Origin of the sequence: Allobosea eneae, assembly GCF_042657265.1 — a bacterium.
GTDB lineage: Bacteria > Pseudomonadota > Alphaproteobacteria > Rhizobiales > Beijerinckiaceae > Allobosea > Allobosea eneae.
Map to the genome: position 1 here is coordinate 155,941 of NZ_JBHSLW010000034.1, position 25,629 is coordinate 181,569.

25 protein-coding genes are annotated in these 25,629 nt (G+C 67.1%); all 25 read right to left on the reverse strand.

Features of this window, described 5'->3' with window-relative positions:
• Positions 1 to 21: 21 nt before the first annotated feature.
• Positions 22 to 492, reverse strand: a complete 471-nt coding sequence (locus ACFPOB_RS20455) for a hypothetical protein (RefSeq protein ID WP_377800244.1) — start codon at positions 490 to 492, stop codon at positions 22 to 24.
• A 53-nt stretch (positions 493 to 545) separates the two neighbouring features.
• Positions 546 to 1,343 carry a peptidoglycan-binding protein gene (locus ACFPOB_RS20460; protein ID WP_377800245.1) on the reverse strand — a complete coding sequence of 266 codons (798 nt, stop codon included), beginning with the start codon at positions 1,341 to 1,343 and terminating at the stop codon, positions 546 to 548.
• Positions 1,344 to 1,742: 399 nt separating this feature from the next.
• Positions 1,743 to 4,613, reverse strand: a complete 2,871-nt coding sequence (locus tag ACFPOB_RS20465; RefSeq protein ID WP_377800246.1) for an SGNH/GDSL hydrolase family protein — start codon at positions 4,611 to 4,613, stop codon at positions 1,743 to 1,745.
• Between the two features lie 59 nt (positions 4,614 to 4,672).
• Positions 4,673 to 8,062 (reverse strand): TipJ family phage tail tip protein, encoded by a 3,390-nt coding sequence (gene gpJ / locus ACFPOB_RS20470; RefSeq protein ID WP_377800247.1) that lies wholly within the window; start codon positions 8,060 to 8,062, stop codon positions 4,673 to 4,675.
• Positions 8,052 to 8,468, reverse strand: coding sequence for an NlpC/P60 family protein (locus ACFPOB_RS20475; RefSeq protein WP_377800248.1), 417 nt, complete (start codon positions 8,466 to 8,468; stop codon positions 8,052 to 8,054). The genes gpJ and ACFPOB_RS20475 overlap by 11 nt, the downstream gene beginning before the upstream one ends.
• On the reverse strand, positions 8,468 to 8,968 hold the full coding sequence (locus ACFPOB_RS20480) for a DUF1833 family protein (protein WP_377800249.1): 501 nt from the start codon (positions 8,966 to 8,968) through the stop codon (positions 8,468 to 8,470). Before ACFPOB_RS20480 ends, ACFPOB_RS20475 begins: the two co-directional genes overlap by 1 nt.
• Positions 8,969 to 8,970: 2 nt before the next feature.
• Positions 8,971 to 9,387, reverse strand: a complete 417-nt coding sequence (locus ACFPOB_RS20485) for a hypothetical protein (RefSeq protein WP_377800250.1) — start codon at positions 9,385 to 9,387, stop codon at positions 8,971 to 8,973.
• Positions 9,384 to 12,572, reverse strand: coding sequence for a phage tail length tape measure family protein (locus ACFPOB_RS20490; protein WP_377800251.1), 3,189 nt, complete (start codon positions 12,570 to 12,572; stop codon positions 9,384 to 9,386). Before ACFPOB_RS20490 ends, ACFPOB_RS20485 begins: the two co-directional genes overlap by 4 nt.
• Positions 12,573 to 12,586: 14 nt before the next feature.
• Positions 12,587 to 12,979 (reverse strand): phage tail assembly chaperone, encoded by a 393-nt coding sequence (locus ACFPOB_RS31170; protein ID WP_465248449.1) that lies wholly within the window; start codon positions 12,977 to 12,979, stop codon positions 12,587 to 12,589.
• On the reverse strand, positions 12,865 to 13,329 hold the full coding sequence (locus ACFPOB_RS20500) for a hypothetical protein (RefSeq protein WP_377800253.1): 465 nt from the start codon (positions 13,327 to 13,329) through the stop codon (positions 12,865 to 12,867). The genes ACFPOB_RS31170 and ACFPOB_RS20500 overlap by 115 nt, the downstream gene beginning before the upstream one ends.
• On the reverse strand, positions 13,326 to 13,526 hold the full coding sequence (locus tag ACFPOB_RS20505) for a hypothetical protein (RefSeq protein ID WP_377800254.1): 201 nt from the start codon (positions 13,524 to 13,526) through the stop codon (positions 13,326 to 13,328). The genes ACFPOB_RS20500 and ACFPOB_RS20505 overlap by 4 nt, the downstream gene beginning before the upstream one ends.
• Positions 13,523 to 14,446: a phage tail tube protein gene (locus ACFPOB_RS20510; protein ID WP_377800255.1), complete on the reverse strand. Its 924-nt coding sequence runs from the start codon at positions 14,444 to 14,446 to the stop codon at positions 13,523 to 13,525. Before ACFPOB_RS20510 ends, ACFPOB_RS20505 begins: the two co-directional genes overlap by 4 nt.
• A gap of 27 nt (positions 14,447 to 14,473) precedes the next feature.
• Positions 14,474 to 14,878, reverse strand: coding sequence for a phage tail terminator-like protein (locus ACFPOB_RS20515; protein WP_377800256.1), 405 nt, complete (start codon positions 14,876 to 14,878; stop codon positions 14,474 to 14,476).
• Positions 14,878 to 15,543, reverse strand: a complete 666-nt coding sequence (locus tag ACFPOB_RS20520) for a hypothetical protein (RefSeq protein ID WP_377800257.1) — start codon at positions 15,541 to 15,543, stop codon at positions 14,878 to 14,880. The genes ACFPOB_RS20515 and ACFPOB_RS20520 overlap by 1 nt, the downstream gene beginning before the upstream one ends.
• Entirely contained in the window at positions 15,543 to 15,890 is a 348-nt protein-coding gene (locus ACFPOB_RS20525; protein WP_377800258.1) for a hypothetical protein, read from the reverse strand. The genes ACFPOB_RS20520 and ACFPOB_RS20525 overlap by 1 nt, the downstream gene beginning before the upstream one ends.
• Positions 15,891 to 16,517 carry a head-tail connector protein gene (locus tag ACFPOB_RS20530; RefSeq protein WP_377800259.1) on the reverse strand — a complete coding sequence of 209 codons (627 nt, stop codon included), beginning with the start codon at positions 16,515 to 16,517 and terminating at the stop codon, positions 15,891 to 15,893. It abuts the gene before it with no gap.
• Positions 16,518 to 16,740: 223 nt separating this feature from the next.
• On the reverse strand, positions 16,741 to 17,079 hold the full coding sequence (locus tag ACFPOB_RS20535) for a hypothetical protein (protein WP_377800260.1): 339 nt from the start codon (positions 17,077 to 17,079) through the stop codon (positions 16,741 to 16,743).
• A gap of 66 nt (positions 17,080 to 17,145) precedes the next feature.
• Positions 17,146 to 17,571, reverse strand: coding sequence for a hypothetical protein (locus tag ACFPOB_RS20540; RefSeq protein ID WP_377800261.1), 426 nt, complete (start codon positions 17,569 to 17,571; stop codon positions 17,146 to 17,148).
• A gap of 93 nt (positions 17,572 to 17,664) precedes the next feature.
• Positions 17,665 to 19,131 (reverse strand): phage major capsid protein, encoded by a 1,467-nt coding sequence (locus tag ACFPOB_RS20545; RefSeq protein WP_377800262.1) that lies wholly within the window; start codon positions 19,129 to 19,131, stop codon positions 17,665 to 17,667.
• Positions 19,132 to 19,218: 87 nt separating this feature from the next.
• A complete protein-coding gene (locus tag ACFPOB_RS20550; protein ID WP_377800263.1) occupies positions 19,219 to 20,136 on the reverse strand; it encodes a S49 family peptidase in 918 nt (305 codons plus the stop codon).
• A complete protein-coding gene (locus tag ACFPOB_RS20555; protein WP_377800264.1) occupies positions 20,133 to 21,503 on the reverse strand; it encodes a phage portal protein in 1,371 nt (456 codons plus the stop codon). Before ACFPOB_RS20555 ends, ACFPOB_RS20550 begins: the two co-directional genes overlap by 4 nt.
• Positions 21,500 to 23,314, reverse strand: coding sequence for a terminase large subunit (locus ACFPOB_RS20560; RefSeq protein WP_377800265.1), 1,815 nt, complete (start codon positions 23,312 to 23,314; stop codon positions 21,500 to 21,502). The genes ACFPOB_RS20555 and ACFPOB_RS20560 overlap by 4 nt, the downstream gene beginning before the upstream one ends.
• 4 nt (positions 23,315 to 23,318) lie before the next feature.
• Entirely contained in the window at positions 23,319 to 23,963 is a 645-nt protein-coding gene (locus ACFPOB_RS20565; protein WP_377800266.1) for a P27 family phage terminase small subunit, read from the reverse strand.
• A 76-nt stretch (positions 23,964 to 24,039) separates the two neighbouring features.
• Positions 24,040 to 24,405, reverse strand: coding sequence for an HNH endonuclease (locus ACFPOB_RS20570; protein WP_377800267.1), 366 nt, complete (start codon positions 24,403 to 24,405; stop codon positions 24,040 to 24,042).
• A 116-nt stretch (positions 24,406 to 24,521) separates the two neighbouring features.
• Complete coding sequence (locus ACFPOB_RS20575; RefSeq protein ID WP_377800268.1) at positions 24,522 to 25,307, reverse strand: hypothetical protein; 786 nt, start codon at positions 25,305 to 25,307, stop codon at positions 24,522 to 24,524.
• Positions 25,308 to 25,629 lie beyond the last annotated feature (322 nt).

Below are 25,629 nucleotides of genomic sequence, written 5' to 3' on the forward strand. Positions count from 1 at the left end.
AGTGCTCAGCCGCAGTTGAGGTCAGGCTTTCGCCGCGGCGCCGGTCGAGATCAGCACGCCGATCTTCGCCTCCAGCTTCTCGGTGAGGACGCGGCGAGCCTCTTCGGGCGTGATGCCGAAGTGCTTTAGCGCATCGGGCGCACTGTCGATTACGTAGCTCACGCCCTGCTGCACGAGCGGGTTTGCATTCGGCAGCGCCAGCGCACCGGCCAATCCGCCTGCGCGATTGATCACGAGGCCGGCAGCATTGGTCAAAGCGGCCTGCAGCGCATCGCGATGCTTCGCCTCGATGTCGATGCCGAGCTTTTCGCGCAGGAGCTTGAATAACCATGCGGCGAGCGCCGCGATGAAGACCCCGGCGAGCTCGACCAGATAGGGCCGGAACACGCCGAACAGGGATTCGCCCGTCGACGGCGCCTGAGCCTCCGCATTGGCGGCCAGCAGGACAAGACCAAGGCAGGCGGCAGCGAGTGCCGCGAGATAGCGGATCATGGGGATCTCCGATGTCGTGGATTGGCGGCAGGCCCGGCCGCGGCGGGATCAGATCAGGCGCGAGCCGCCGCGATGGCCGCCATGAACTGGCGGTAGAAGCCGGCGATCTCCTCCCAATGGTCGGTGATGTTCACCGTGCGCCGGGCGTTCTTGAGATCGTCAGGGCCGCCTGTGGGCAGGTAATGGGCGAGGCCGAGGCCCTTGCCGTTCCAGCGGCCGTCGAGCAGGCCCTTGAAGAGCAGCTCGGCCGCGAACTTCGGCTCCAGCGCCTTGTCAGGATCAGCGGCGATGCCCTCGCGCTCGTAGTTGTCGAACCAGGTGAGCTGGACGTAGCCGCGCCCGTAATAGACATGGCCCCAAGGGCCGGCCGGCTTGCCGTATTTCGTTGGATAGTGACGCAGCACATAGGCCCGCGCTGCGGCGTCGGTCGCCTTGAAGCCCTCGCGCACGGGGATCATACCGGAGCCGACCTCGCGCCGCGCTGTGGCGAGGCCATAGGCCAACGTCTTGTCGCGGCCGTCGCCGGCCACCGCAAAGGCGTCGAGGATGCCCTCCATCCCGGCGACCTGGCTCTTCGAAAGGCTCTTGCCGAACATCGGTGCGGCGCCGGAGCGGAGATGGGCGAAGAACTTGGTCCGGTCGATCGTGAGCGGCTTGGCCTTTTCCGCCACCGCCGCCTGCAACGCCGCGATCGTCGCCGCATCAGGCTTGTCGGTGACCGGCAGCCCGGCCTTGCGCTGGAACGCCTGCATGGCGGTCCGCGTCTCGCCGCCGAAGTCGCCGTCGGCACCGAAGCGTGGCAGCGAATAGCCGAGCGCGATCAGCGCCCGCTGGATAGCGGTCGTGTCCATTGTGATGCTCCGGACATGAAAGGCCGCCCGAAGGCGGCGGTTGAGATCGCGAGGCTTCGCGACTAACGTGTAGATGGCCCGCTGGCAGGCGGGCTGGGGCGTAGGAACCCCTCGCAGAGCGGCTTAGTGCAGCCGCAAATGCACTCTCCGTCTCACGTCGGGGAGGCCGTCGCGTATGTTCAGGGGGCAACCCTAAAGGCGACGGCGCTCCGCTCTGCGAGAGTTCCTAACTCCCCGGCTCCAGTCTGGGAGACGGTGATGGGCGCATTAGAGACCTGGCAGATTTTCGGGTTGGCGGTGTTCGGCATTCTCTTGCTCGGGTCAGCCATTCGGGCCTGGCTCTATCCCATGACACCCGATGAGAAGGCCGAAACCCGGCGCGAGATGCCGCTCTGGTAATCAGTCGGAGGCCGGGAAGACGACGTTATCCAGCGCCACGGAGGTCGCGCCGCCCGGGAAGCTGGAAAGGGTGAGGTTCCCGTCCGGCCCCACGTAGAGCACCGTGATGGAGCCGGTGTTGGTCCGCGCGGCATACTCCCGCGTCGTCGACGGGCGCATGTTCGGCGGCAGTCGCGCGATGATGACGGGCTCCGCCACGTCGCCTTTGTTGAGCAAGCCCGTCAGCGAGACCATGCCATCGGCTGTCACTTCGATCTGAGCAGGGCGGCCACCGTCCAGCGCCCAGCTGTTGCGCAGCCAGGAGGCGTGCAACGGATAGGCCGCCATTCTCTGCGTCATTCTGAGCGCCGAGGATGCCAGCACCTCGCGCGCGACGGCCTCGCCCATGGCGCGATAGCCGTAGAGCGTCGGGTGGATATTGTCGCGCACGATCGGATCGACCTGAAGCGGCCGGTTGAGATCGATCGGCGTGACCGCGGCGAGCACCTCCTGGAAATCGACGAGGCGGCAGCCGCGTGTGGCGGCGAGGCGCTTGATGCCGGCCCGAAGCAGCCAATGCGCGTCGTTCGGCCCGGCGTCGAAACCCTTCACGCCGCCTGCGAGTATCTTCGTGTACCAGAGATAAGGCACGCAGAGCACGACGCGGCCGGCCGGGATGCCGCGCGACACGATGCGGTCGATCATCGCTCCGATATTCGCCAGCGTCGTCGCCGGCCCGGAGCCTTGGCTGTCATTGATACCGACATGGATGACAACATGGGTCGCGATCGTCAGCTGCGCGTCATTGGCGTTGAGTGCGGTGAGCTGCTGCGCGCTGGTCTGGCCGGCGACGGCCTGGTTGAAGACATCCCAGACGCGCAGGCCGAGCGAGCCGTTCAGCGTCTCCTTCATCGCATAGGGCCAACCGCCGATGATATCCTCGGTGGTCGAGTCGCCGATGCAGAGGACGCGCGCCGGCGCCTGACCGGCCGGTTCAGAGCGACGGGTCTTTGTCAGGTAGGACATCGAGGCGGTGATGGAGTCGACGCCGTACATGCCGAAGCCGGCATCCATGATCGGCCCGGCCACGACCTGCGGCGCGATGATCTCCATGCCATTGAGCAGCAGCGACCATGTCCGCGAATCGTAGATGCGGATCTTCCATTCGGCTTTGTTGGGTGCCCAGGCGGGGTTGTCCGCCCGACCGAACCAGGACAGGCCGGTGAACTCGGTCGCCGCACCGCCGATCGGCTTGATCCGCAGCGTCGCCAGCCCGTCATTGGCATAGAAGGTCGCATAGCCGCCGGCATAGCGGATGACCGCGCTGCGGATGAAGTTGCCGGGCCAGAACGCCACGCTGATCTCGTCACCACCACGCACCGGGACGAAGGCGGCCCGCATGAAGCCGTCAGCCGTCAGATTGATCGTGCGTGTGTCGGCACTCGATGAGACAGCCGCATCGGTCACCCACGCATCGGACCCGAGCAGGTCGAGCTTTTCGGCCACGCCCGTCGTCATGTCGTAGGCGCTGATCTCCTTGTGATCGAGGTCACCGCCCGTAAGCCAGCGCTGCTTCTGCTCGATCGGACGCGCCTGGTAGGCCGGAAGCCTGAAATTCTCGAACTCGGTCCCGCCCGCGTCCCGATAGTCAACCGGGATGTCGGTCGCGCGCGTGGTTGATGGGAAGGCGATCGGCCCGCGCAGCTTCACCCCGGCTTCTGCCTGGGCCGTGATGCCCGAAAGATCGATGAGGGCGCCAGGGGTCGAAAATTCGTAGACGCCCGTGCCGATTTTGGGCAGGCGCAGCGTCCGACCGGTCGCACCGAGGTGGCTTTTCGCCCGCGCCAGCGGATCGCGGTTGTCGGTCGCACCATCATCCACCCCGCCGAAATGCTGCAGGGCCGGGACCGCTTCGGCGACGGCCCAGAGCGCGCCATCGGCCGACTGCACCTTGGAGATGTCGGCGCCCGGCGAGCGGATGCGTCGATGGCCACCACCATCGCCCGGAGCGTAAAATCCGAGCACCTGGACCGTGTCGGCCGTGACCGGCACATTCGCGGCGATCAGATCTGCGATCGTAGCCACCCTGAAATCATTCGGCGCGGTGACTTGCGCCTCGAGCTCGCCAACACGGTCACCGAGTCCAAGGCTCAAAACCTGGTCGATCTGATCCTGCAGGCTGGAGACATCCGGCGCGAAGGCGATCGCGTCGGTGATATCGACCCAGTTGATGACCTCGACATCGTTCTGCACGAGCGTGCCGAAGCCCTGGCAATAAGGGCGGGAATGGCGCGCGCCGGCCGGGGCGACGATATCGACGCCGGCGCCCGCCGAGCGAGAGACGACGGCGCGCACCACCTGGCGGCCGGATCCCGTCGTCAGTCCGAGCAGGTCCTGAACAACTGTCTGCGGCGTGGCCAGCAGCCGCCCCTTGCCCTGGCCATACCAAGCCAAGGCGCAGCGGATCGCGTCGTTGTCCGGATCGGCCGAATTCACCCGGCGCTGCACGGCGAAGATGACGAGATAGCGCCGGCCGGGCTCGATCGCATAGAGATGGCGGGGCGCGACGATGTCGTCGCCAGTCAGGCGGACGACCTTGCCGGCTTCACCATAGCGCAGGAGAGAAGCCGGCAGCGGCGGAATCAGCTCTGGCTCGCCGTCGGCGAGCGAGCGGCCGAACAGGAGCGGTGCGTCGCCAGGACGATGCTGTACCGGGATTGGCATCGGCAGAGCGAGTATCTCGGCACGACGCGCCGCCGCTTCCGCCGCGATGCCGGTGGTCAGCGCAGCAGTCGAGGCCTTCCCGTCGACCTCATTCGCCTTCGCGATGGTCTGGTTGAGCTTGTCGACGGCAGCGAGATCTCCGCCCGGCTTGATGAGATCGATAGGCATGGCTAAGCGCCCCGCGTTACGAGTGTGGTGAAATCAGGATCGAGGGTGAAAAGCGCCTGTCAGGGCCGCGTCTGGTAGGTGGCGTCGATGCCGAGCTCGACGATCATGCCGCCGAACACCTCGACCACGCCCGCCGAGGCATCCGTCAGCCCTTGCGAGGAGCGGTTGTCGAGCAGCAGGCGCAGCGCGTTTGCGCCGGCCGGCAAAGTCACGGTCAGCGAGGCCCGCTGCCATGTGCTGGACAGGACGATCTCCGAAGCCTCGAACGACGCATCGGAGAAGGCGATCAGCATGATCTTCGCCTTGCCAGCCGGCGCGCGGAGATAGACCGACAGGGTGAAAGTCCGTCCGGTCAGGTCGCCGCCGATGGCGCCGGCGGCATAGATGTAGCCCGCATCGGCGGCGAAGGTCATGGCGCGGGCGCGAGTCCCGCCGAGCGGGTCCGAGACGAGAGCGCCAGAGGTCAGGCCGACGCGCGTCGCATCCCATGCATCGGGATCGTCGGAATGCTCGAGCAGGTTTCGCCATGTGCCGCCGAGTACCAGCGTAGCGGCACCGCGGCGTCCGCTTTCGGTGAAGGCGGCGCAGCCGAAGGTGTGAATCTCGCTGGTGTTGGGATCGACAGCCAGCCAAGGGCTGCTCGCGAGCGTGCCGGCATGCAGCGCGTCGAGATCAGCCCAATCATCCCAGACGCCGAGCTTGCCGGCGAGCCGCACGCCCTCGATCGCCGCGGCCTCCCGGCCTGAAGGCACGCTCCCAACGGTCCAGTCAAATCGCCAGAGGCCACCGTCTCGGGCGGCGACGAAGCTGGCGATCGGCGGCACGATCGTATCGTTGATCCCGATTTCGTGCGTCTTGAGCTCGCCCCAGTCGCTCGGCACGCCGCCATAGCCGAGCGCCTGCGGCTGCATCTCCACGACTTCGCCGCTCACATAGCCGGTCAGGAGCGCGCTGGCCGCGGCCAAAGCGGCCGGGGTTGAATTCCAGCTTGGCGCGCCGACGACGCGGTGGCGCACCTCATAGCTCGCCGTCGAGATCGGGCCCGCGCCCGGCGCCAGCATCACCATGATCGAATCCTCGTCGTCGCCGATCTCCTGGCTCGACCGGATCTCGGTGATGACCGGCACGGGCGGCCCGCCGGAGACGACGACGACCGGACCGCCGGCGCGACCATCCCAGGGAGGTGGCACCTCGGCGTCGGTCAGGGCCTCGATCTCGGGCGCATGGTCGACCATGGTGATCCGGCCGGTGAGATTGTCGGAGACCTCGATTCCCTTGACGATGACTTCGGCGCTCTCGCGCGTCGCGATGCCGAAGAAGGCGAGGTCGCCCGGCGCCGGCAGGTCGCCGGACCCGGTCAGGGTCAGCGCATGAGTTTCGCCCGCAACGGTCGCGACCGTGCGCAGCAGGCTCTCGCCAGTCTCGCGGCGGAAGCGGCAGGCATAGAGTTCGCCGGCCTCCATCGTCACGATCTCGTCGAGCGTCACGACGCCGACGCCGGCATCGACAGTCCGCACCCGGCCCGACTTCTGTGTCCGATCGAGAACATCGTGACTGAGCCGGACCAATGAACCCCTCGTGTGCACAATGTGCTCGAAGTCCTGGTTGATCGTGTAGGTGTCGGGACGATGGTCGAGCTCATACTGACGCCGGCGCGCCTCCTTCCAGACCAGGTCAGGATTGGTAATTCCCGGCATGGCGAGATCCTCGGTCACCACGGGGTCGCCGACGAAGCCCGGCCAGGGTACAAGCCGCTCGGCATTCTGGTAGGAGTTCGTTTCATCCATGAAGCGGACGCGGAAGGCGTCGGGCCGCTCGGCATAAGTGCGCTCGCCGGCGAAACCCCAGCTGTTGCGCGGGCTGATATGGCCTTCGATCATGGTCAGCGCCCGGTCGATGACAACGCCCCAGCTGGTGCCGGTGTCGTGCGGGCTGGCCCGGCCTGCTGCGGCGATGTCCGAGAGCACATCGAGCACCGAGGCCTCATAGTCATGCACGCGGTTGTAAGTCAGGCCGCGCGCCCGGCAGAACTCGTGCCACGCCTCCAGCGCCGCGACCTCGCTGTCCTCCAGCGGATAGGTCATCGCCGGCCCCTGCAGGACATGGCGATACAGCGAGGCAGGGTTCTGCGTTTCGCGCACGATCCAGCTGCTCGACGCGTAGTCCCAATCCCTGCAGATCGTCGAGACGTCGGCGTTGAAGTCGTCGAGCGAGCCGTTGAGCTGCTCGCTGGCGCGGATCATGACATCGGCGAGCGCCAGCGGCTTGTCGAAGTCGATCGGGTACTCGGGCCGGTAAGACCGGATCGCCGTCCACATCGAGCGCGAGACGATCTGGGCGGGCAGGTCGGTCTGGTCGATGTCGTCCCAGTCCGTCGTCAAGCGGGTGAGCTCGATCTCCCAGCGCCCGCGCGTCGGAAAATCCCAGCGGATCGTTCGGCGCAAGGTCTTGCCGGCCTGTTGGCCGCGGATGACGACCGGCGGCAGATCCTGCCAGGTTGGTGAGCCGAATGGCTTCTGCCGGAGGCTGAAGGCCACGTCGAACGGCATCTGCCGGCTTTTCTTGTCCTTCGTGCGGATCGAGACCAGGCCACCCGGGAAGGTGATGTCGATCGAGACTCCGGTCACGTCCGAGGCAGTGACGCGCCGGGTCGCGCCGGCCTTGACGGTCAGCGCGGCCGACAGCGCATCCTCGATCACCTGGTCGGTGTAGAGCGTCAAAGGCTCATCGTCGGGATAGCCTTCGCGGACCTGGACCGTCACATCCTTGAAATCCGTGATCGGCGTCTCGCCGATGCGCAGGTTGCGGATTTTCACCGGACCATAGCCGAACAGGAACTTGGCCCGGATGTACTGGTCGTCGCCGACGATCTCGGTGTAGGGCAATGCGGCGAAGGGCGGCGCCATGCGATGGTATCCGAGCACCGACGGGATGACGCCGTTGGGATTGGCGACATTCTTCCAGCCCTGGACCGAATAGGTCGGACTCGGCGCATCGTCGGACAGCCCAGGCCGCGGTGGGATCAGTGCGTTGACCAGCATCGTGCCGCCGAGGGCGAAGACGGAAGAGGTGACGCCGGCGATGAAGTTTGCGCCGGCTGTACCCGCCGCGAAACCAAGAGAAGTGGCCAACGCCGGTCCTAGCCAGATCTGACCGACCGCAACCGCAGCGACTGTCACGGCAATCAGCAGGACGCTGCGCAGGACATCACGGTCGCCGCGCGGAATTGCCCGAATGATTACCGTCGTCCCCGGCTTGGGGCGCACGCGGGCGCGGTGCTTCGGCAAGACCTCCTGATCGCCGATGATTGTCCGCACCATGTCGGGCGTCGCGCGGGGCATCGTCATGGCGACGATTTCGGCGACAGACGCTCCCAATGGCGCGACGCCGCGCACCTGATGGCGCGGGTCGAACTTCGAGAGCGTGATGAGATTGACGTCATGCAGCATAGCGAGTGATCAATCCTTGATGCCGATAGATGCAGGCCAGCCGAAGCCGCCACCTGCCACTGTCAAAGTGCTCAATTCGCGCGTCGTAATCGCGGGTGAGATGCAGCATCCGGCCCGGCGCCACGACGATGCCGACATGGCTTTCGACGCCGGCTCGGCTGAAGACCGCCACGTCGAACTCTCGCTCCGCGCCGACCGCGACGGGCTGCCAGGGCCAGCTCGCCGCCTCGCCGCGCAGCAGCGCCGCGATCGTTGCCTGATCGTCCGAGATGCCGCCATGGCGATCGACATAGGACGGCACGGTGACGCCGGCGCGCTCTAGCAGCACCTTGCGCACCAGCCCCCAGCACAGCTCGGGTCCGACCTCCTGCCAGGTCAGGCCGACATAGGCAGCGCTCCAGTGCATCACCGGTGCAGCCCCGGCAACCGCGCCTGCGTCGCCTTTCCCGCCGGCCAGGGCTCCGATGTGAATGGCTCGCGCGAGATGTCGAGCGTGATCTTGTCGGCATCGTAGCCTGCCTTCATCCCGCGCAGGTCGACATAGCTCTCTTCGAGCACATTCGGCGCCGACGCCAGCACCAGGTCGAGGCGAATGCGCATCGGCGTCGTGATGCTTCGCAACAGGCCGACACTGTCTCGCTCGACGTTCTCGAAGACCAGCGCGGCCCGCGGGCTCTGGCCGCGCTGCTGGTCCGGCAGCACGGCCGACATCAGCACGAACTCGAATGTTTCGCCGTTGCTGATCGTGCCATAGCGCAACGGCTCGATGCTGAGGCGCTGCGTCGGGTCGCTCGACAGACGCACCGGCGTCGCAAGATCGGGATGGGTGATCGTCGCGAGCACGACGGGCACCTCGCCGGTCTGCTCGGCATAGAGCGCCTGGCGGATGTTGAGTGAAACCGGCATGATCAGGGCATGATCGAAAGCGTGAACGGGACGCGCCAGTACAGCCCGCCCCAAGGCAGCGCCTTCGGCGTCGACCCGAACATGGCGAGCCAGGGCAGGCCGCGCACGGGTTCCGGCTCCGGCAGCAGCGGCGTGCCGTCAGGGTTCACCAGCAGCTTCTGGTAGACGATGTTGAACATCCAGAACGGCAGCGCTCCGCCCTTGGTATCGACGTCCCAGAAGTCCTCGAGACGGGCGAGGCCGGCCTCGTCGACGACGATCTGCATCTCGACCGGCTTGGCCGCGGCCGAGAACCGGCGGCGCATCTTGCCGGGCCCGGTATCGGTCGCGGTTTTCAGCCGCCCGTCGCCGAAGCTGTAGCTGAAGCCTTCCTGCGCCGCGGTCCGCGGCAGGGTTGCAGGCCAGGTCGGGACCGTCATCGGCTCGCCAGCCTCCGCTTGGCCCCGAAGGTCGACTTCATCGCATCGCTCGCCGCGCCGGGCTGCGAGATCGCCTCGGCGACCTGCTGCTTCATCACAACGTCGATCCTGCGTCCGCCACGCCCATCCGGCACCTCACTGCTCGATTCGACCTCGACCGGCTGGCCGTTGTTGATCAGGTTGAAGGTGACGGCGCCGCCGGCACTGGCCGGCGCCGGCTTCGGCAGGTTCTGCGCCGCCGACACGCCGAGCCGCCCGTCGCGCCCGCGCCGCAGCGGCATGATCGCCTCCGGGCCGGCTTCTCCCATGAGGCCGGTGCCATTGGCGAAGGGGAACAGTGTCGGCCGATCGACGATGCGGTTAGTGAATGCGCCGCCGAGCGCGAACGGAACGACGTTGCCATAGGCGAAGGCCCCGCCATTGGCGTAGAGACCGCCTGTGCCGGACGATACGGTCGGCGCCGACGAACCACCCCCGAAGCCGAACATCTTGAACATCGACGAGAAGAAGCCGGTGCTGCCCGAGCCGTTGAACATCTTGCCGATATCCGACAGAGCGAGGTCGAGGATTTTGTCCGAGAGCCGCTCCAGCGAGTTCGCGAAGGCCTCGGCCTCCGTCTTGCCGGCGCGTAGATCGCGCAGGAAACCGCCCGCAAAATCCTTGCCGACATCGCCGACTGTCCGCCACGCCTCTTGCGCCGCCGCGAAGGCCTGGCTGCTGTCGGCCGCCTCGGCCGCGCGCTTGGCATAGTCGTCGATCTTCGCCGACAGGCTCTCCGTGATCGGGACGCCCTGCGCGCTATACTCATTGAGCAGGCGCTGCTTCTCGGCCGCCTTGGTAATCTCGGCCGACGACATGAACATCGTCTCGGCCTGCCGCTTCTGCAGGGCGATGTTCGCGGCGAGCTGCCGCTCCGCCGTCGCCAGCGGCGTGTTCCAGCCCTCATAGGCCTCGCGGACGGTGTTGGCGTTGCGGGCCGTAGCATTGTCGTTCGCGGGCTCGGCACCCTGTCCGCCGAGTGCGGCCCGCAGGCCCGCATTGTACGGCGCCCAGCGCGAGAAACCGCTCTGGTCGTAGAGCGCGCCGGCGACCTGACGCTGGACGTCATAGGGCGCCGCCATCGCGTTGGGGTACTGGCGGGTGTCGACGCCGGCGAGACGCGCCCCGTCTCGCCAGGTCGGATTGGTGATCTGGAAATAGCCCTGCGCCGAGGACGGCCCGGTCACGGTTCCGGTCGAAGGGTTATATCCGCCGTTCGGTCCGACGATGTTCTGGTGGATGTTCCGGCCGGCGCTCTCATGCTTCATGATCAGGTCGAGCGCCTGATCGCGGGTCAGCGTGCCGGAAGAGCCTGCGCTTGCGCCAAGCGTCTCGCGCTCGCGGCGGTTCGCATTCTCATTCTCGCGCAGCGAGCGCTGGTAGGGCGACAGCCCGATCAGGCTGCCCGCATCCCTGAGATCGCGCGAGGTATCGCGCAGTTGGCGATTGGCTTCGGCGATGACGCGCGAGCGGGCCTGCTCGGCCTCGACACCCGCCTGCAGCTCGCTGCGCCCGGCCCGGATCGCTTCGACCCGCGCCCGTTCCATCTCGACCGCGACCTTCTCCGCCATGGTATAGGCGTTGATCGACTGGATCTGCAGCGCGTTGTCGTTCGCTGCGCGCTGCGCCGCGGTCTCGAAATTGGCAAGGCTGGAATTCAGCCGATCGAGGCCTTCGGAGACCCGCGGCGCCAGCGGCCCGAGCTTGGCCATCGCCGAGGCGTCGCCGAAGGTCTTTTCCAGCAGCTCCTTCTGATTGCGCAGGTCCTGCAGACGCTTGTCGTCGCCGAAGAGATCGCGCAGCACGTCGCCGGCCTCACGCGACAGCTGCGAGGCCTGCGCGTCGCGGGCCTGGCCGGATTGCGCGGTGCTGCGCCGCCGGAGTTCCTCCATCAGGAACTCCTCTTCCTGCCGCGCGCGCGCCAGGCCGGAACGGTCGCGCGTGAAGCTGTAGCGATCCTCCTCCGTCCGGATGCGCTTCCTCGCCTCATCGAGACGCCCTTCCAGCGAGGTCTGCCCGGCCAGTGCCTGCCCGATTCGGTCGGCGGCACCGGCAACCGCGTTCGCTACCGTGTTCCACGCCCTCGCGAGCAGACTGGTCTTTTCAGCTGCTTCAGCGATGGCCGGGCTCATCGCATCAAACAGCGCCTTCTGCGCCCCGGCCCGGTTGCCGGAAGCTTCCGCATTCCGGACGTACTGCATCAGCGCATCGTCAAGCGTGCCCAGCCGCTTTTCCAGCTCGGCCGCGCCGGCGCTCGGCGAGGCAAAGGCCTGGGCCAGCGCCTCGGCCGCAGCACGGTCGCCCTGCCCGGTCAGCTGCCCGAAGCCGCGCGAGGAACTGACGAGCCCGGGAACAAGCCCGGCATCAATCCGGCCCGTCGCGGCGAAGACCGAGGCGAGGTCGCGAGCGGTCGACCGGCTGAGCACGCCGAGCTCCGCGACGGCGTCGCCGACACGATTGATGCTCCCGAGCGTCATGCCCGAGGCCCGCCCGGTGCCGATCAGGGCGGTCTCGATCTCGCGCTGACCGGCGGCGTACTGGTGGCCGGCGACGACGCCGGCGACGCCGATCGCCGCGATGCTGGTCGCCATGCCGGCGGCAGAGGCGAAGAAGCCCGCCGCACCCGTCATCACCTGAGCGAAGAAGCCGCGCACCGACCCTTGCGAGGACGAAAAGATGTCGAAGACCTGCGCCCCCTGCTGCGCCAGCACGGTGAATGGCGATTGGCCGGACGCCAGCGAAACGCCGATATCCTGGACCTGCCGCCCGAGATTGATCATCTCATGGCGGGCAAGGCCGGTGCTCTTGGCCAGGTTGTCGTTCGCCCGCGCCGCCGCGCCATAGCGCGCGGTGAGCTGCCCCATCGCGCGCTCATGCTCGGCGGCCGAGATCCGCTGATTTTCGAGCGCGCGATCAAGCGTGCGCTGGCCGGACTCGAACAGCTGTGTCTGCCGATAGGCATCGTCGATCTGCCGGCGCACGCGATCGAGCGCTCGGTCGACCGAGAGCGACGAACGCGTCAGGCTGTCATTGGCCCTGACGGCCCCGTCGACCGCCTTGCCGAGCTTGTCGGTGGCGGCCGTCGTCTCGGCCACACCCTCCGCTTTGGCGCGAACGGTGATGTCTCGGATCGCGGATGCGCGCATGAGATGTCCGTGCTTCAGGGGTCGGGTTTGGCGGCGAGCTTCAGGAATTCGGCGTCGAGCACGTCGATCAGCGTCTTCAACCGCTCGAAGGCGTCGAGATCGCTGATGCCGTAGCGATCGGCCCAGCGGTCGATCGCGGAAAACGGGATGCGCCCGGCTCCGCCAAGCGCGCCGAGCTGGCGATCACCGGTCAGCGCCCAAAAGGCGTCCATGTAGAACTGGAGCTCGTCAGGCAGCTCAGGCTTGCGCAGCAGTGCCGCCGGGGCGGAGCCGTCGTCGTCGACGAGATCCTCTAGGAACGCTTCCCGGTCGCCCCACTGGACTTGCCAGCGGAGGGCTTCGACGAGTTTCCCGCGTCGGCCTCCGCGCCGGCCTCCTGGTCCTCGGCGACGATGTTGGTCGCCCAGATCACGCCATTGCGGAACAAGGTGAAACGCGGATCGGTCAGATAGGCCAGGGCCTTGTCCTTGCTGTAGGGCTCCGGCTTGTCGTCATCGTCCTCGATGCCGCGCCAGTCCTGCAGCAGGACGCGATGCAGCACCGCTGTCTCGATCTCGTCGCGGTCGTCCTGCGAAATCTTGCCACGCAGTCGCTTCTGCCGCGGGATCTGCTCGATCAGCGACGCGCGAAGTTTGCGCGCCTCGGCGCAGTCGCTGCCGCGCACCTTCAGCTCGACGCCCGGCAGCTCGGGAATTTCCTTCACCCAGGCGCCGAGCTCGCGCCGCTCCGGATCGATCGCGATCGCCGACATCTTCATGACTGCTTCTCCTTGCGGGCGCGCGGCGCCTCATGCTGCGGGGGGAGTTCGGCCGCGAGCCCCTTGGCGATCAGCAGATCGGCATAGTCGGGATCGAGGCTGGGAGTTTCGCCGGCGACGAAGCGGCGCTTCTGGCCATCCGGGCCGTCCGGATAGCCGTCGAAGGTCTCGACGATCGCCACCGTCTTCATGGTCACGCCACCGCTCTGGTGATCTTGATCGAACACACCTCGGTCGGGTCGTAGAGCCCGCGGAACGGAATGCGGACCATGACGTCGTCGTCGTTGCCGCCGGCGGTGCGATCGCCGTCGCCGAACTTCATCTTCGGCAGCAGGATCGTGTATTTCTCGGCCGTGACATCGCCGATCGTGAACTCGAGCACGCCGTCGCCATGGTCGAGCACCGACTGGTAGAGCGCGTTCGACTCGAAATAGGCTTCCAGATTGCCGGTCACGTCGAAGCGGCCGACGCCGTATTCCTCGCTGTAGAGCGACCCGACTACCGGCCGCTCGCGCAGATTGTTGCCAACAGCCAGCGACAGCGAGCGGACCTTGTAGGCCTCCCCGGCAACGGTCAGCGATCCGACCGACTTTGAGGCGGTCATGATCCCCTTCGTGTTCGGGGCGGTATAGGTCGCGCCGGAGATGATCGCAGTGGCCAGCGTCTCCTTCTGGGCCAGCCAGTCGAAGGACAGCGTCGCCTTTTCCCTCGCCGTCAGGCCGAGATTCATCGTGTTGAGCACGGCGCCGGTGAAGCGCGAGAAGCTATCCGTGGTGCCGAGCTCGAGCGTCTCTTCGACCGTGAAGTCGCGCCGGACGTTGCCATTCTTGAGGACGTTGGATGTCCAGGTGCCGCAAAGCACCGCCTCGATCCAGTCGTCGAAGGAGCCGTAGCTCAGCTCGGCCGCATAGTTGCCGCCGGCGCCAAGTCCGAGCAGGAACTCGTCGCGGACATTGCGGTCAGCCTGGCGTTCGTCGCTGGTGCCGGTCTGCTTGTTGGTGCGAAGGCCGCCCGAGGTCACCCGCGCGGTCTTGAAGGTCGGCGTCGCCGGCGTGACGCCGAAGCTCGTATTGGCGACATAGGCGACGCGGATCTCGCTGCCTGAAGCGAAGGCCATGGGTGCTCTCCTGCGATGTGGGGATGGTCAGGCGAAGGTGTCGTGGTCGTAGGGAACGACGATCGCGGCCAGGAAGTAGCCGGCATCGTCGCCGCGATCGTCGAAGACCGGAGAAGACGGCGCGTAGCAGCGCACGCCGTCGAAGCGCGCATTGCGGAACAGGGCGCGCAGATCCTCGGCGATCTCGGCTGCGCGTTCCGGGCCGACGCCGCGCCGGGCCGAGATCACAAATCGGATGGCGCCTTCCTCGCGAAAGACATTCGCCCCCGGCGCGCCAAAGCTGATCTGCTCTTCGGTCGCAACCGGGAACTGCACCGTGACGAAGGTGCTTCCATTCGCTGGCGTCCGGGCGCTCTCATTCGGCCAGCGCAGGGGCGTGGGAAAGCCGGCCAGCCGGGCTTTCACTGCTGTAATCACCGCGAGCGACGCCATCAGAGCAGCCTGAGCGAGATCGCAGGGACGCGCGTCGCGCGTTCCATCGCCATGGCCGAACGTCGCGCCGGCTCGCGCTGCATGCGCTTGCGCGCGCCCTTGCCGTGCTCGCCGGCGACATACTCCAGCGTCGGCGAGCGATAGGTGAACTTCACCGCGGCGATATTGCCGTACCGCCTGCGCGCGAGCTCGGCGACGGACTGATAGACGCCGTCCGGCGCCTGGCTCGACAAGCCGCGCTCGATCTTGCGAGCATAGGGTTGCACGTTGAGGAAAACCCATTCCTCCGCCCGGGCGGCCGGGTCGTAGCGCTCGACCGCGACGCCATCGGCATAGAGCTGGTGCGAATCCTGATAGGCACCGGTCAGCACCGGCGAGTGAAGCACCAGCAGCCGGCCGATGAAGTCGAAGACGTCGATCGAGATGTCGAATTCGATCGCGATGACGCCGCGGTCAGGGTTGACGCCCTCGAATGGTGCCCCACGGCGCCCATCGACATATGCCTCATGTGGGGTATCGCGCCCGAGCGCGGCCCGGTTGACGGCTTGTGCCTCGGCCAACGCCTCGCGCGCGGCGTCCGCGACCAGAGCGGAGCGTGCCGCCGGTGAGAGCGCCTCGCTGACCATGAGGTTGATCTCGCGGGAGAAGGAATCGATCCGGGTCATCAGCGCACCGCGCACTCGATCCGCACGACCTGGTCGGCCATGCGGATGCCGACCGCGGCAATGATCCGACGGACCCGGCCGGCGATGACCATGTCGTTATCGGCGGTCGGCACGATCGGGTCCTCGCCGCCACTGTCCCAGCCAGCGAGCCCAGTCGGGCTGAGGATGACCTTGGCGTCATCCTGCGTGATGCCGTTGACCAGCTCGCGCGGCTCGAACCCGCGCACGAAGGCCGGAACGGTGGCCGTCTGGGCAACGGTCTCGCCTTCCATGCGCTGCAGCGTCACGGTTTGGCCGTGCGCGGCTAGCTGCCGGTCGATCATGGCGATGGCGGCGGCGGGGGTCATTCAGGATATCCAGATTCTGCAGGGGCCGAGGAGGTCCGCGATCGCCCGATCGGCGACCAGCGCGCCGGCGCCGGAGAGGTCCCATTCGGTCGAACCGACGCCCTCGACGACTTCCTTCTTCAGCGACGGGTCCGAGACCGCGAACCGGTAGAGCCGGCCGACGCGCAACGCGATCGCATGCTTGATCCGCTCCGGGACGTCGGTGCCCGGCTGGCCAGCATGGTAGCGGACGCGGACGGATTCCGGCCGGTTTGAGGTGGTCGGCCAGGAGAAGCCACGACGCGCGAATAGCGCCGCGCCGTGCTTCTCATAGTCGGCAGGATCGATCGTCTGCGCGACGCCGGCGGCATCGTCATAGGTGACACTGACGATCGCACCGATCGGCTCGCAATACAGTCGCAAGCCGTCGCACCAACTGGCCGGGAAGCGATCATCGCGCAGTTCGAGCACCTGCTCGCCGAGGGCGCGGCCGAGCCAGCCATCGGGCCCATCGACCTCCTGGGTCGCGACCTTGATCAGGCGCGTCAAGGCGCCGTCGCTCACGCTCGCCGGCAACAGCAGCTGCTCGCGGATCTCCGCCGGCGAGAGCAAGGCCCCCGGCGGCGTGATGACGACAGTGCTCGGCACGATCAGCCCTTCTTCGGCTTCTGCGCCGCGGCGAGGGCATCCTCGGCCTTCTTGCGCGCCTCGACCTCGGCCGCGAGCGCGGTTCTGGCCTCGGACAGCTCGATCGCGCCCTGGTCGACCTTGCCCTGCAGCGCCGCCGCCGCCGTCTCGGCATCGGCGCGCTTGGCCAGCGCCTCGTCGAGCTTGGCCGAGATCTCGGCGAGCTCGCGCTTGTGCTCGGCGGTCAGCGCCTCACGGGCGCGCCCCTCTTCGGCGAGGCGCTGGTTGAGGAGATCGATCTCGCCTTGCGCCGCCTGGCGCTGGCGATCGCGCTCGGCCTCGGCGCGGCGGTCTCCATGGCCTTGCGCTCGCGCTCGGCCTGGTCGGCGGCGACGCGATCGAGCCGCGCCTCCTCCTCGGCCTTGGCGAGCTTGGCCTCGGCGTCGGTCGGCTTGCGGATGCAGCCCGCCTTGGTGAGGCGCTCCTCTTGCGCCGGCGTCGGGTTAGGGAACTTCTGCCCGCGCTGGTACCGATTGCCGGTGCGCTCGTCGACGCACTCGGCGATCACGACGTAATCGCTCATGTGATGATCCTCGGACTGGCGGCGCCGGCGGCGCCGCGCGCTTCAGAAAATGGCGAAGGACGCCGATCAGACCGGCGGATTGGCCGGCGGGCCGTAGCGGCCGGAGGCGAGGATGGCGACAGCCGAGACGAAGACGTTGCCGGTGTTGTTCGCCGGCGTGATCGTCAGGCGCAGATAGCGCCGGGGCCCGACATAGCCGAGCTTGCGCACCTCGTCGTCGTCGCCGAAGCCGAAGCCGGCGAGCGCCTCGGTGCCGGTCAACTGCGCATCCGGCACGGCAGCCGCGTCGCTGAGATTGGCGGCGTCGCCGTGCTCGAGCAGCACGGTGAAGGTCGCGTCGGCATCGGCGAGCGAACCGGTCGAGATGGCGAACATCAGCTTTTCGTAGCCGGCGCGATCGATGATCTGCGAGACGATCGCGGTATTGTCGGTAACGGCCGCGGCGGGGCTGATCGCCCGCTTGACATGCAGGTGATTGGCGAGATCGCGCATGGCGAACTCCTTTCAGGGGATGTTGCGGGAAAGGCCGGCGGCCCCGCCAAGCGGAGCCGCGGAGGCATCAAGCGATGCCGCAGCTCCTGGCGATCAGGCCGGGACGTCGAGGCCGACGAAGGGCGAAACCTCGTAGCCGTTCTCTTCCTTGATCGGCACCTTCATCCAGGGCGCGCCGTCGACATTCCAGAAGATCTTGATGACGGTCTTGTTCGAGGTGAACTTGACGTGCTCGGAGGCCGCCACGAACGGGCCGGAACCATCCTTGATCAGGTAGTGATTCCAGTCGGCGAGCAGCACGTCACCCTTGCTGCCGAGCGCGGGCGCCCGGTTATTCCAGCGCAGCGGATAGCCGCCGAGCGTGCCGGCGAAGCCGTCGCGCGCGTCGGGCTTCCAGATGTAGTGACCTTCCGGGTCCTGCAGGGTCGCGATCTTCGGAAGCGCGGACTGCGGCATCGACCAGACCGGCGCGCCGCCGCGCATCAGCATGACCGCGATCATGTTGAGGATGTCCGCGTAGACGATCGAGTTGGCCCCGGCGCGATTGATGTACTTCGTCGCACCCGCATTCAGCGCGCCGAGCGGCTGGGTGACGCCGTTGCCGCGCAGGAAGGCCCAATCCTCGGCCGAATCGACCGCACCCGAGAGAAGCCCCCGGAGGAAGGTGCCGGAGGCCTGCCAGTTGCGCAGCAGCTTGTCCGTCACCGTGACGAAGCCCGCGACCTCATGCGGGGTGAGGGTGATCTCGGACAGCTTGGCGTCGGTCTCGGGCTTCTCGTCGCCCTCGGCGATCCACTTCACCTCGACGCCGCCGAACATGTTGCTCGGATTGGTACCGGACTGATCGAGCGCCGGCATGGTGACCGACGCATCGGGCGGATTGCCGGCCGGGATGACCTGAGCGCGCGGACGCACGAGCGCGGCCTGCGGATCGACGCGCATGATCTCGCTGCGGAACTGCGTCGGCACCATGAAGCCGCCCTGGGTGTCGTTGTCCATGCGCATCTCGGCCTGGAGGCCGTTCTCGTCATGGGCAGCGCCGACGCCCTCGACGAAATTGAGGCGCTGGTCGTTCGGTCGAAAGCGAACGGCGCACATGAACTCGCCGAAGTTCTCGAACTCGGTGCTGGCTTCGTTCGGACGGCTGAAGCGCTGCGGCTGCGGGCCAGACTGGCGCGAGCGGGCCGGCACAGTCTCGTCGAGGGCCGCCTCGAGCTGCTGCTGCTCGCTCGCCCGGGCGATCCTGCCGTCGAGCTTGTCGCGCTCGGCCTTGAGATCGGCGAAGGCCGTCTGTTCCTCGGCGGACAGGTCGCGGTCCTGCGCTTCTGCCGTCTGAATCATCGCCGTCATATCAGCGACGATCTTGCTGCGCCGCTCGCGCAGGCTTTTCAGGCTAGCGTCCAGCGCAGCGGCCGCGACCGGCACGGCCATGACCGTATGGGGAAAGTGCTGGGCGACCGTCGCCGTCCAGGGATCGAAGACGATGGTCAGGGCCGTGACGACGGCCACGGCCAGGCAAGCCGCCGCGATGAGACGGGCGGCGCGGCTGAAGGTCCACATGGGATGTCTCTCGCGCGTACCGGACAAAAGGAATCCTGCCGCTCGCGCCGGTACGCGATCGGGGACAGCCGCCTCAAGGCGGGATTGCTAGATTTCGAGGGCGCGCTTCTCGCGCTGCAGGGCCGCAGCGCGCCTGGTCGGCGCCGGCGCCTGCGAAGCCCCGCCATAGAGCGAGACGCCGAAGCGCTGCAGGGTTTCGTCGAGTGTGGCTACGCGATCGGCCATGCCCTCGGCGACCGCCGCTTCGGCGTCGACCATGTCGCCCTGGCCGAAACCGTCGCGGACCCTCGACACCGCAACGCGCCGGTTGCGGGCGACGGTGGCGACGAAGCGCTCATACGAAGCGTCGACCCGGGCCTGCATGCGAGCACGGGTCTCATCGTCGAGTGGCGTATAAGGGTTGCCCGCCGTCTTGAACTTGCCGGCGCTGATCAGCGTCTTCTTCACGCCGACCTTCTCCAGCGCCTGACTGACATCGTCGTGCACGCCGAAGACGCCGATAGAGCCGACCGAGCCGGACGGCGTGATGACGACTTCATCCGCCGCCGAGGCGAGCCAGTAGCCGGCGCTGGCCGACGTCGCATTGACATGTGCGACGATCGGCTTTGTGCCGCGCGCCGCGAATATCATGCTCGACACCTCGTCGGTTCCGCTGACCGCACCGCCAGGCGTGTCATGGTCGAAGACGATCGCCTTCACATCGTCATCGCGAACTGCCGACTGGAAGGCAGAAGCCAGAGCCTCATTCGAGGTGCCGCCGGAGATATCGCCCATCATGCTCATGCGGTTGGCGATGACACCGCGAACCGGGATCAGGGCGACGCGGCCGACCTTGCGGGCGACCTCCCGCTCGGTCTTCTGCGGAATGCGCGCGGCGAGATCCTCGGCCGAGAACTTCTCGCCGGCGGCTTGCCGGGACAGGAAGTCGAGAATGGCCTGCAGCTTGCTCTCCTGCAGGGCCCATCGCTCCTCGTAGACCGCCATCAGGATATGGGCGTATCTCATGCGGCCTCCTCTTCGTCGTCGTCATCACCCGCGGGTGGCGCCGGAGATCCGGGCGCCGGAGGTGGATCGGGCGGATTGATCGCGCGCTCGATCGACTGGACATTGGTCGATACGAAGCGGGTGTCGCCCTCGGGCCCGAAGCCCTCGATCTCCTCCAGCGCCGCGATCGTGTTCGGCGTCATCGCCGCGAGCTCGAACATCGCCTTGTAGAAGGCGGCCCGGGCGGCCATGTCGCCGCGCAGCAGCGCGTTGAGGTTGAATTTCACATAGTAGCCGTTGCGCTGCTCTTCCTCGGTAAAGAGCTTCCAGTTGAGCTCCTGCTCCCAGGCGCCGATCCATGGCTGGATCGTCTGGCGGACGAAGCCGATCATCAATTGCTCGATGCCGGAACCCCAGCTCGTCGACTTCTCGTGGCTCTGCAGCAGCACGAGCGGCACATCGTAGATGCGGGCGATCTCGGCGATCTGGAACTCGCGCGAGCCGAGGAACTGCGCATCCTCGGGCGGGATTGTCGTCGAGATGTATTTGACGCCCTCCTCCAGGACCTTGACCCGGTGCGCATTCTCCAGACCGCTCTGCGCCTGCAGCTGCGCGCCAGCGTCCTCGCGGCGATCGCCGCCTTCCTTGCCGCCGTTTCGATCGCGTCGGCCGGCCAGGTTGCTCTGCCCGTTCACCGAAAGCCGGCCCGGGTGCATGAGGAAGCCGCCCGACTTGGCGTCGTTGGCGAAGAACTTCGCCCCGAACTCCTCCATCGCGAGGCCCATGCCGATGGCCTGCCGCGCGATCGCCACCTGCGACAGGCCAGTGTACCCGTCCTGGCTAAGATCCATTAGGTGCACGACATCCTCCTGCGGCAGCTCATACTGCCGTCCGGCGATCGTCGTGTCATAAACGAGGCGGTCCTGCTTCTTCCGGGCACTCGTCACATCGGGAAGCAGTGGCCAGATGCCAACTCCCTGCCCGCGGCGGTTGCGCTCGATCTCGCCAAACCCTGCGCCCCACAAGAGCGCGTGGGCTTGAACCGTCTTACGCAGCGTGCGCGACGACATGAACGGGTTTGGTCGCAAGCCGAGCGAACGCGACATTGGGTGGTCGTCAACCGCGATTGCCTCCCCCTTGTCCCCCTTCCGAAAGATGCCGAGCGGAACGCCGGCGATCGGATTGGCGATCCGGTTGACGCAGGCGAAGACCACCGGCAGGTGCAGCGCCGTGCGCTCGGACACCGAGACGCCGGCCTTGGTCTTGCCGCCGCCGATAACCCGCATCAGCCAGCCACCGGGCTGGCCGACGCTGTCGGGCGGGCCGTAGCGCTCGGCCGAGAAGCCGACCGCGGCACGGAAGTGTTGCCAGCGGGTCAGGCCGTTCATGGAGCCCATTCCTCGACCTCGATTTCCAAGATGCCGCGATCCTCATAGACCGACGGGCCAGGCCCCTTCGGGCCCATCGCGAGAGCCTTGGCCATGACCGCGGCGACGACGCCGTCGATCTTGTCCTTCGACCCTTCCTTGTCCGGCACGTAGTTGAGGTTCGCGTCGAAGCGCACCCCGCAGTGGCGCACCATCCAGTCCAGGACCGGATGTCCGCCGTGGTCGAGCTGGGCCTGAAAGACGAGCCGCTCGAATTCCTTGGTCGCGTCGCCGAGCGTCCGGTGGCCCTGGCGCAAGTTGACCATGAAACGCTCTTCCGCCTCGTCAAAGAGCGGCACGCCTTCGTCCTGCAGCATGATCTGCAGCTGCGAGACGCCCCAAGCGTCGAAACCGAGCCGCGAGACCTCGAACATCGCCATGCCGTCGCAGATTGCGTCGGCGACGGGCCGGAGGTCGACGACGCTGCCCGGCGTCGTCCTCAGGGCGCCCTGCTCGACCCAGTCGAGCCAGTTGACCCGCTTGTCCTGTTGCTGCCGCTCGGCGAGCGTCGCCTCCGGCACCCAGAAGAGCGGCAGCAGGTCCCAGACCTCGCTGCCGTCGACCGGCTCGAACATCCAGAGGAGCGCACTCAGGTCGCGCACCGACGAGACGTCGGTCGCACCGACACAGCGCCGGCCGCGGAACCTCTCCATGCCCAGGCGCCAACGTTCCGGATCGGACGTCGCAGCGCGCCAGACCTTGGCCGGAATCCAGTTCGAGACGTGATCCACCCACTGGTTGAGGTGGTAGCACTTGAACTTCGCTTCGAGCGCCGGCTTGCCCTTCGCCTTGCCGGCCTCGATCCGCATGTAATCCCAGGTCGGCGTCAGCCCGATCGAGGGATTGGCCTTGCGCCAGGTCGCCTCGTCGAGCCAGTCATCCTCCTGGCCGGCGCCGAAGAACACGACCAGCGTGTACGGGTCGTGCTTGACGCCGTCGAGGATCTCCATGCTCTCCTCGAACCAGTCGTATCCGACCTTCGCGGTCTTCACGCCGGCGGTCGAGGCATAGAGCTCGATCGGCTGTAGGCGGGCGCCCGTGCCCTCGCGCAGCGTGTCGGCGAGATCCCGCGACAGCCATTCGTGGATCTCGTCGCCGATGATGACGGTCGGCGAGCGCCCATGTTTGCCATCAGGCTTGCCGGAGAGCAGCTCGCACAGGCCGCTGGTTTCCGGCACGAAGATCGAGCGCGCCTGATTGACGACGCGCCTGGTGCCGTCAGGCCCGATCATGATGCCCTTGGCCGCCTCGATGATCGCCTTCATCTTCTTGAAGGGGATGCGGCCCTGATTTTCGTCCCGGCCGAACACGAAGCCCTGCGCCCCGTGCACCTTCTCCAGGATGAAGAACAGCACACCGAGCCCGGCCAGGAACTCGGACTTGCCGTTCTTGCGCGGAATCCAGAGGTCGAGCCGGCGAAAGACGCGCACCCATGCCATCGCCGGCTTGCCGGTCGCGGCGTCGATGATCTCGACGGGCTTTTTCCACCCGACGAGGAGACGAAGCGTGATCTCCTGCCATTTCAGCAGCCAGAACGGCTTGCCGTGAAATCGGTCTTCCGTCAGCCGGAAGATCTTCGGCCAGGCCTCGACGATCCGATCGGCTTTCGCCGCATCGAACCATGCGCCCGGCACCGACGCCGCCCTTCGCCATCCCGAGACGGCCCAACGATAGGCGGGATCGTCCGCGACGTCCTGAAGCCAGTCCGGCAGCGGATGAAGGGCCTCCGGCGCGCCGATCGCGAGCGCGGCGGCCGAAGTCTCAGCCTGCACGACGCTACTGGAGCCGATCCGGCGGCGGCGAATCCGCCCGGTTCATCAGATCGTGCGGGTCCTCGGCCTGCGTTCGCGGGGCCTCCGGCGCCGCCTCGCTCGGCCGGCCCTCGTCGCCCTCGCCGAAGAGATCGCCCTGCTGGCCGGCGGAGCGATTGAACGACTGGACCTTCAGCAGCTCCTGGTCGAACAGCGGCGAGAGGCCAAACTCCCGAGCCTTGTCTCGGATCGTGCTCTCGGCCGCAGCGCGGACATCGAGCATCGGATTCGGGCGCAGCCACTTGTCGCCGGTGGTGCGAACGACCTCCTGCACGAAACCGTGCTGGCGAATGTGTTTGCAGGCCGCCTCCCACTCCTGGACCGCGACGCAGTAGATCGCGATCGAGGGCGCGAACCGTGAATCGAGCCGGCCCATGAGCCGCAGACTCCGGATCATGTCCGACCAGACCTGCAGCGCTCGAGCGTAGTAGCTCGGCGCCTGGCGAAACATTGCCGGCGCCGCGAACGGATCGCGCTGGCCGGCGACCTGGTCGGCCGCCTGCTGCGCTTTGGCCGCGAGCTCGGCCGCGGCACGCTGCTCGCGCGACTTCCGTCGCCCCGGATAACCCTTCGCCGCCTGTTGGGCGGGCGCGTCCTTTCTGCGACCCACCCAACACCTCCAAAAAAAATAGTTCGGCCAGAATATCGCGCCGCCACGGCCGCGCTTCCATAAGCGGTAGAGGCGGTTAGCCCTCTGGACTTTTGACCACCCCCCCGCCCCGGGCCGCCGCGCGCTCTTCGGCCTGGATCGGGCCGTCGTGGCAAGGCTGACAGGTGCTTTCGAGCGGGATCGACCAGAACAGGACCGGATCACCGTTGTGACGCCGGCTGTGGTTGGCGACCGTGGCCACCGTCAGAACGCCCTGTGCCTTGCATCGGCAGCAGAGCGGCTCGCGCCTCAGCTGATCCGCTCGCTTGGCCTTCCATCGGGCGGTGCCATAGAGCCAACGCGTCTGGCTCTCTGCGTTCCGCCTGCGGTCGTAATCCCGCTCCGCTTCCTTCGCCGCCTCGATCTGTTGGGCGGTGCGGAAGAAGCCGACGCGTTCAGGCAAGCCGCCCTCCAAACGAAAACGCCGCCTCGGCGAACCGGGCGGCGTCTGGAAACCTTTTTATCCATGCACAGGCTAAGTCAAGCGACTGCCGCAATGCAAGCCCCCATTGAAAATAATCATGGAGCCCATGGACGGGCCGGTCGCGGCGACATCGAGATTCGGTGGTCGATCAGCTCGCCGGAGGCGTTGAGATCCTCGGTCAGGCCCGCGAGCGCAGCATGCCATACCTCGTATTCGGCTCGCTCTATGACGGCGCCCATCGGGTCGGGCTCCAGATAGGTCTTGCGATAGGCGTCCGGATAGGGCCGCTTCGATCGGGCATTGTAGCCATCGACCTCCCGCTCATAGAGCCGGCCGAACGCACCCTCGACCATGATGATGCGGAACCATTGCGGCTTGCCGTGCAGCTCGACGAAGCGCGCCTTCGGCACCTGCGCTTCCCAGGGCGGGCAGCCCCCGAGGATGGCATAGCGGCGCACCAGCTCGACCGGCTTGAAGTGCAGTCGCCACCGATCGCCCTGCTCGGTCGCGATGCGCGGCATGGCCCGGGCGATCGCCGCGCGCTCTTCCTGCGGCGAGAGCCCGAGGCCTTGCAGCGGCGACCATCCATCCGGCAGGTCCAGATCCAGCTTGGCGAGCTCGCCGACGAAGCGATGCGCCGTGAAGGCGTCCACATGCGGCGGCGCGCCATACCAGGCCGACAGAGGCACGACGCCATAGCTGTTGACCCGGCCATCGCTGACGGTCTCGGCCATCAGTTCGCCCTGGCGCGACACCGCATCCCATCCGCCGGCACCGAACATGGCCGAGGACAGCCCGGCGCCAGTCCCGGGCGCCTCGGCCTTCGGCAGCTCCTCCCGGTACACCCAGGCCAGGAAGGCCTCGATTCCGATCGTCCGCATTCACTTCACCCCATCATGGGAGGCTAGGGAGGCAAGCAAACCGGAAGACCGCTTGCCGCCCAAAACCGCCATTTCGCTAAGCCTTTGCAATCCTTGTTCTTTCTCTCTCGTATGGGAGTGTAGGGAAGCTAGGGAGGGTAAATGGCAATGACGCCACAACGCTCTTCGCCTCGCCGTCATCAGCCACGGCCTCCCCGCTCCCCATGGAACGCGCGCGTGGCATCGCCGGCTTGCCTCCCTACGCTCCCTAGCCTCCCGTCGCCGCCGCAACCCTTTGATCCATCGCCCCTTTTCCCCGCGCCCCTTTGGGAGCCTAGCAAGC

Bases quoted from the DNA above. Each gene is read 5' to 3' on its own strand.
- ACFPOB_RS20455 (WP_377800244.1), bottom strand. From the start codon at position 492: ATGATCCGCTATCTCGCGGCACTCGCTGCCGCCTGCCTTGGTCTTGTC.
- ACFPOB_RS20460 (WP_377800245.1), bottom strand. From the start codon at position 1,343: ATGGACACGACCGCTATCCAGCGGGCGCTGATCGCGCTCGGCTATTCG.
- ACFPOB_RS20465 (WP_377800246.1), bottom strand. From the start codon at position 4,613: ATGCCTATCGATCTCATCAAGCCGGGCGGAGATCTCGCTGCCGTCGAC.
- gpJ (WP_377800247.1), bottom strand. From the start codon at position 8,062: ATGCTGCATGACGTCAATCTCATCACGCTCTCGAAGTTCGACCCGCGC.
- ACFPOB_RS20475 (WP_377800248.1), bottom strand. From the start codon at position 8,468: ATGCACTGGAGCGCTGCCTATGTCGGCCTGACCTGGCAGGAGGTCGGA.
- ACFPOB_RS20480 (WP_377800249.1), bottom strand. From the start codon at position 8,968: ATGCCGGTTTCACTCAACATCCGCCAGGCGCTCTATGCCGAGCAGACC.
- ACFPOB_RS20485 (WP_377800250.1), bottom strand. From the start codon at position 9,387: ATGACGGTCCCGACCTGGCCTGCAACCCTGCCGCGGACCGCGGCGCAG.
- ACFPOB_RS20490 (WP_377800251.1), bottom strand. From the start codon at position 12,572: ATGCGCGCATCCGCGATCCGAGACATCACCGTTCGCGCCAAAGCGGAG.
- ACFPOB_RS20500 (WP_377800253.1), bottom strand. From the start codon at position 13,329: ATGAAGATGTCGGCGATCGCGATCGATCCGGAGCGGCGCGAGCTCGGC.
- ACFPOB_RS20510 (WP_377800255.1), bottom strand. From the start codon at position 14,446: ATGGCCTTCGCTTCAGGCAGCGAGATCCGCGTCGCCTATGTCGCCAAT.
- ACFPOB_RS20515 (WP_377800256.1), bottom strand. From the start codon at position 14,878: ATGGCGTCGCTCGCGGTGATTACAGCAGTGAAAGCCCGGCTGGCCGGC.
- ACFPOB_RS20520 (WP_377800257.1), bottom strand. From the start codon at position 15,543: ATGACCCGGATCGATTCCTTCTCCCGCGAGATCAACCTCATGGTCAGC.
- ACFPOB_RS20525 (WP_377800258.1), bottom strand. From the start codon at position 15,890: ATGACCCCCGCCGCCGCCATCGCCATGATCGACCGGCAGCTAGCCGCG.
- ACFPOB_RS20535 (WP_377800260.1), bottom strand. From the start codon at position 17,079: ATGAGCGATTACGTCGTGATCGCCGAGTGCGTCGACGAGCGCACCGGC.
- ACFPOB_RS20540 (WP_377800261.1), bottom strand. From the start codon at position 17,571: ATGCGCGATCTCGCCAATCACCTGCATGTCAAGCGGGCGATCAGCCCC.
- ACFPOB_RS20545 (WP_377800262.1), bottom strand. From the start codon at position 19,131: ATGTGGACCTTCAGCCGCGCCGCCCGTCTCATCGCGGCGGCTTGCCTG.
- ACFPOB_RS20550 (WP_377800263.1), bottom strand. From the start codon at position 20,136: ATGAGATACGCCCATATCCTGATGGCGGTCTACGAGGAGCGATGGGCC.
- ACFPOB_RS20555 (WP_377800264.1), bottom strand. From the start codon at position 21,503: ATGAACGGCCTGACCCGCTGGCAACACTTCCGTGCCGCGGTCGGCTTC.
- ACFPOB_RS20575 (WP_377800268.1), bottom strand. From the start codon at position 25,307: ATGCGGACGATCGGAATCGAGGCCTTCCTGGCCTGGGTGTACCGGGAG.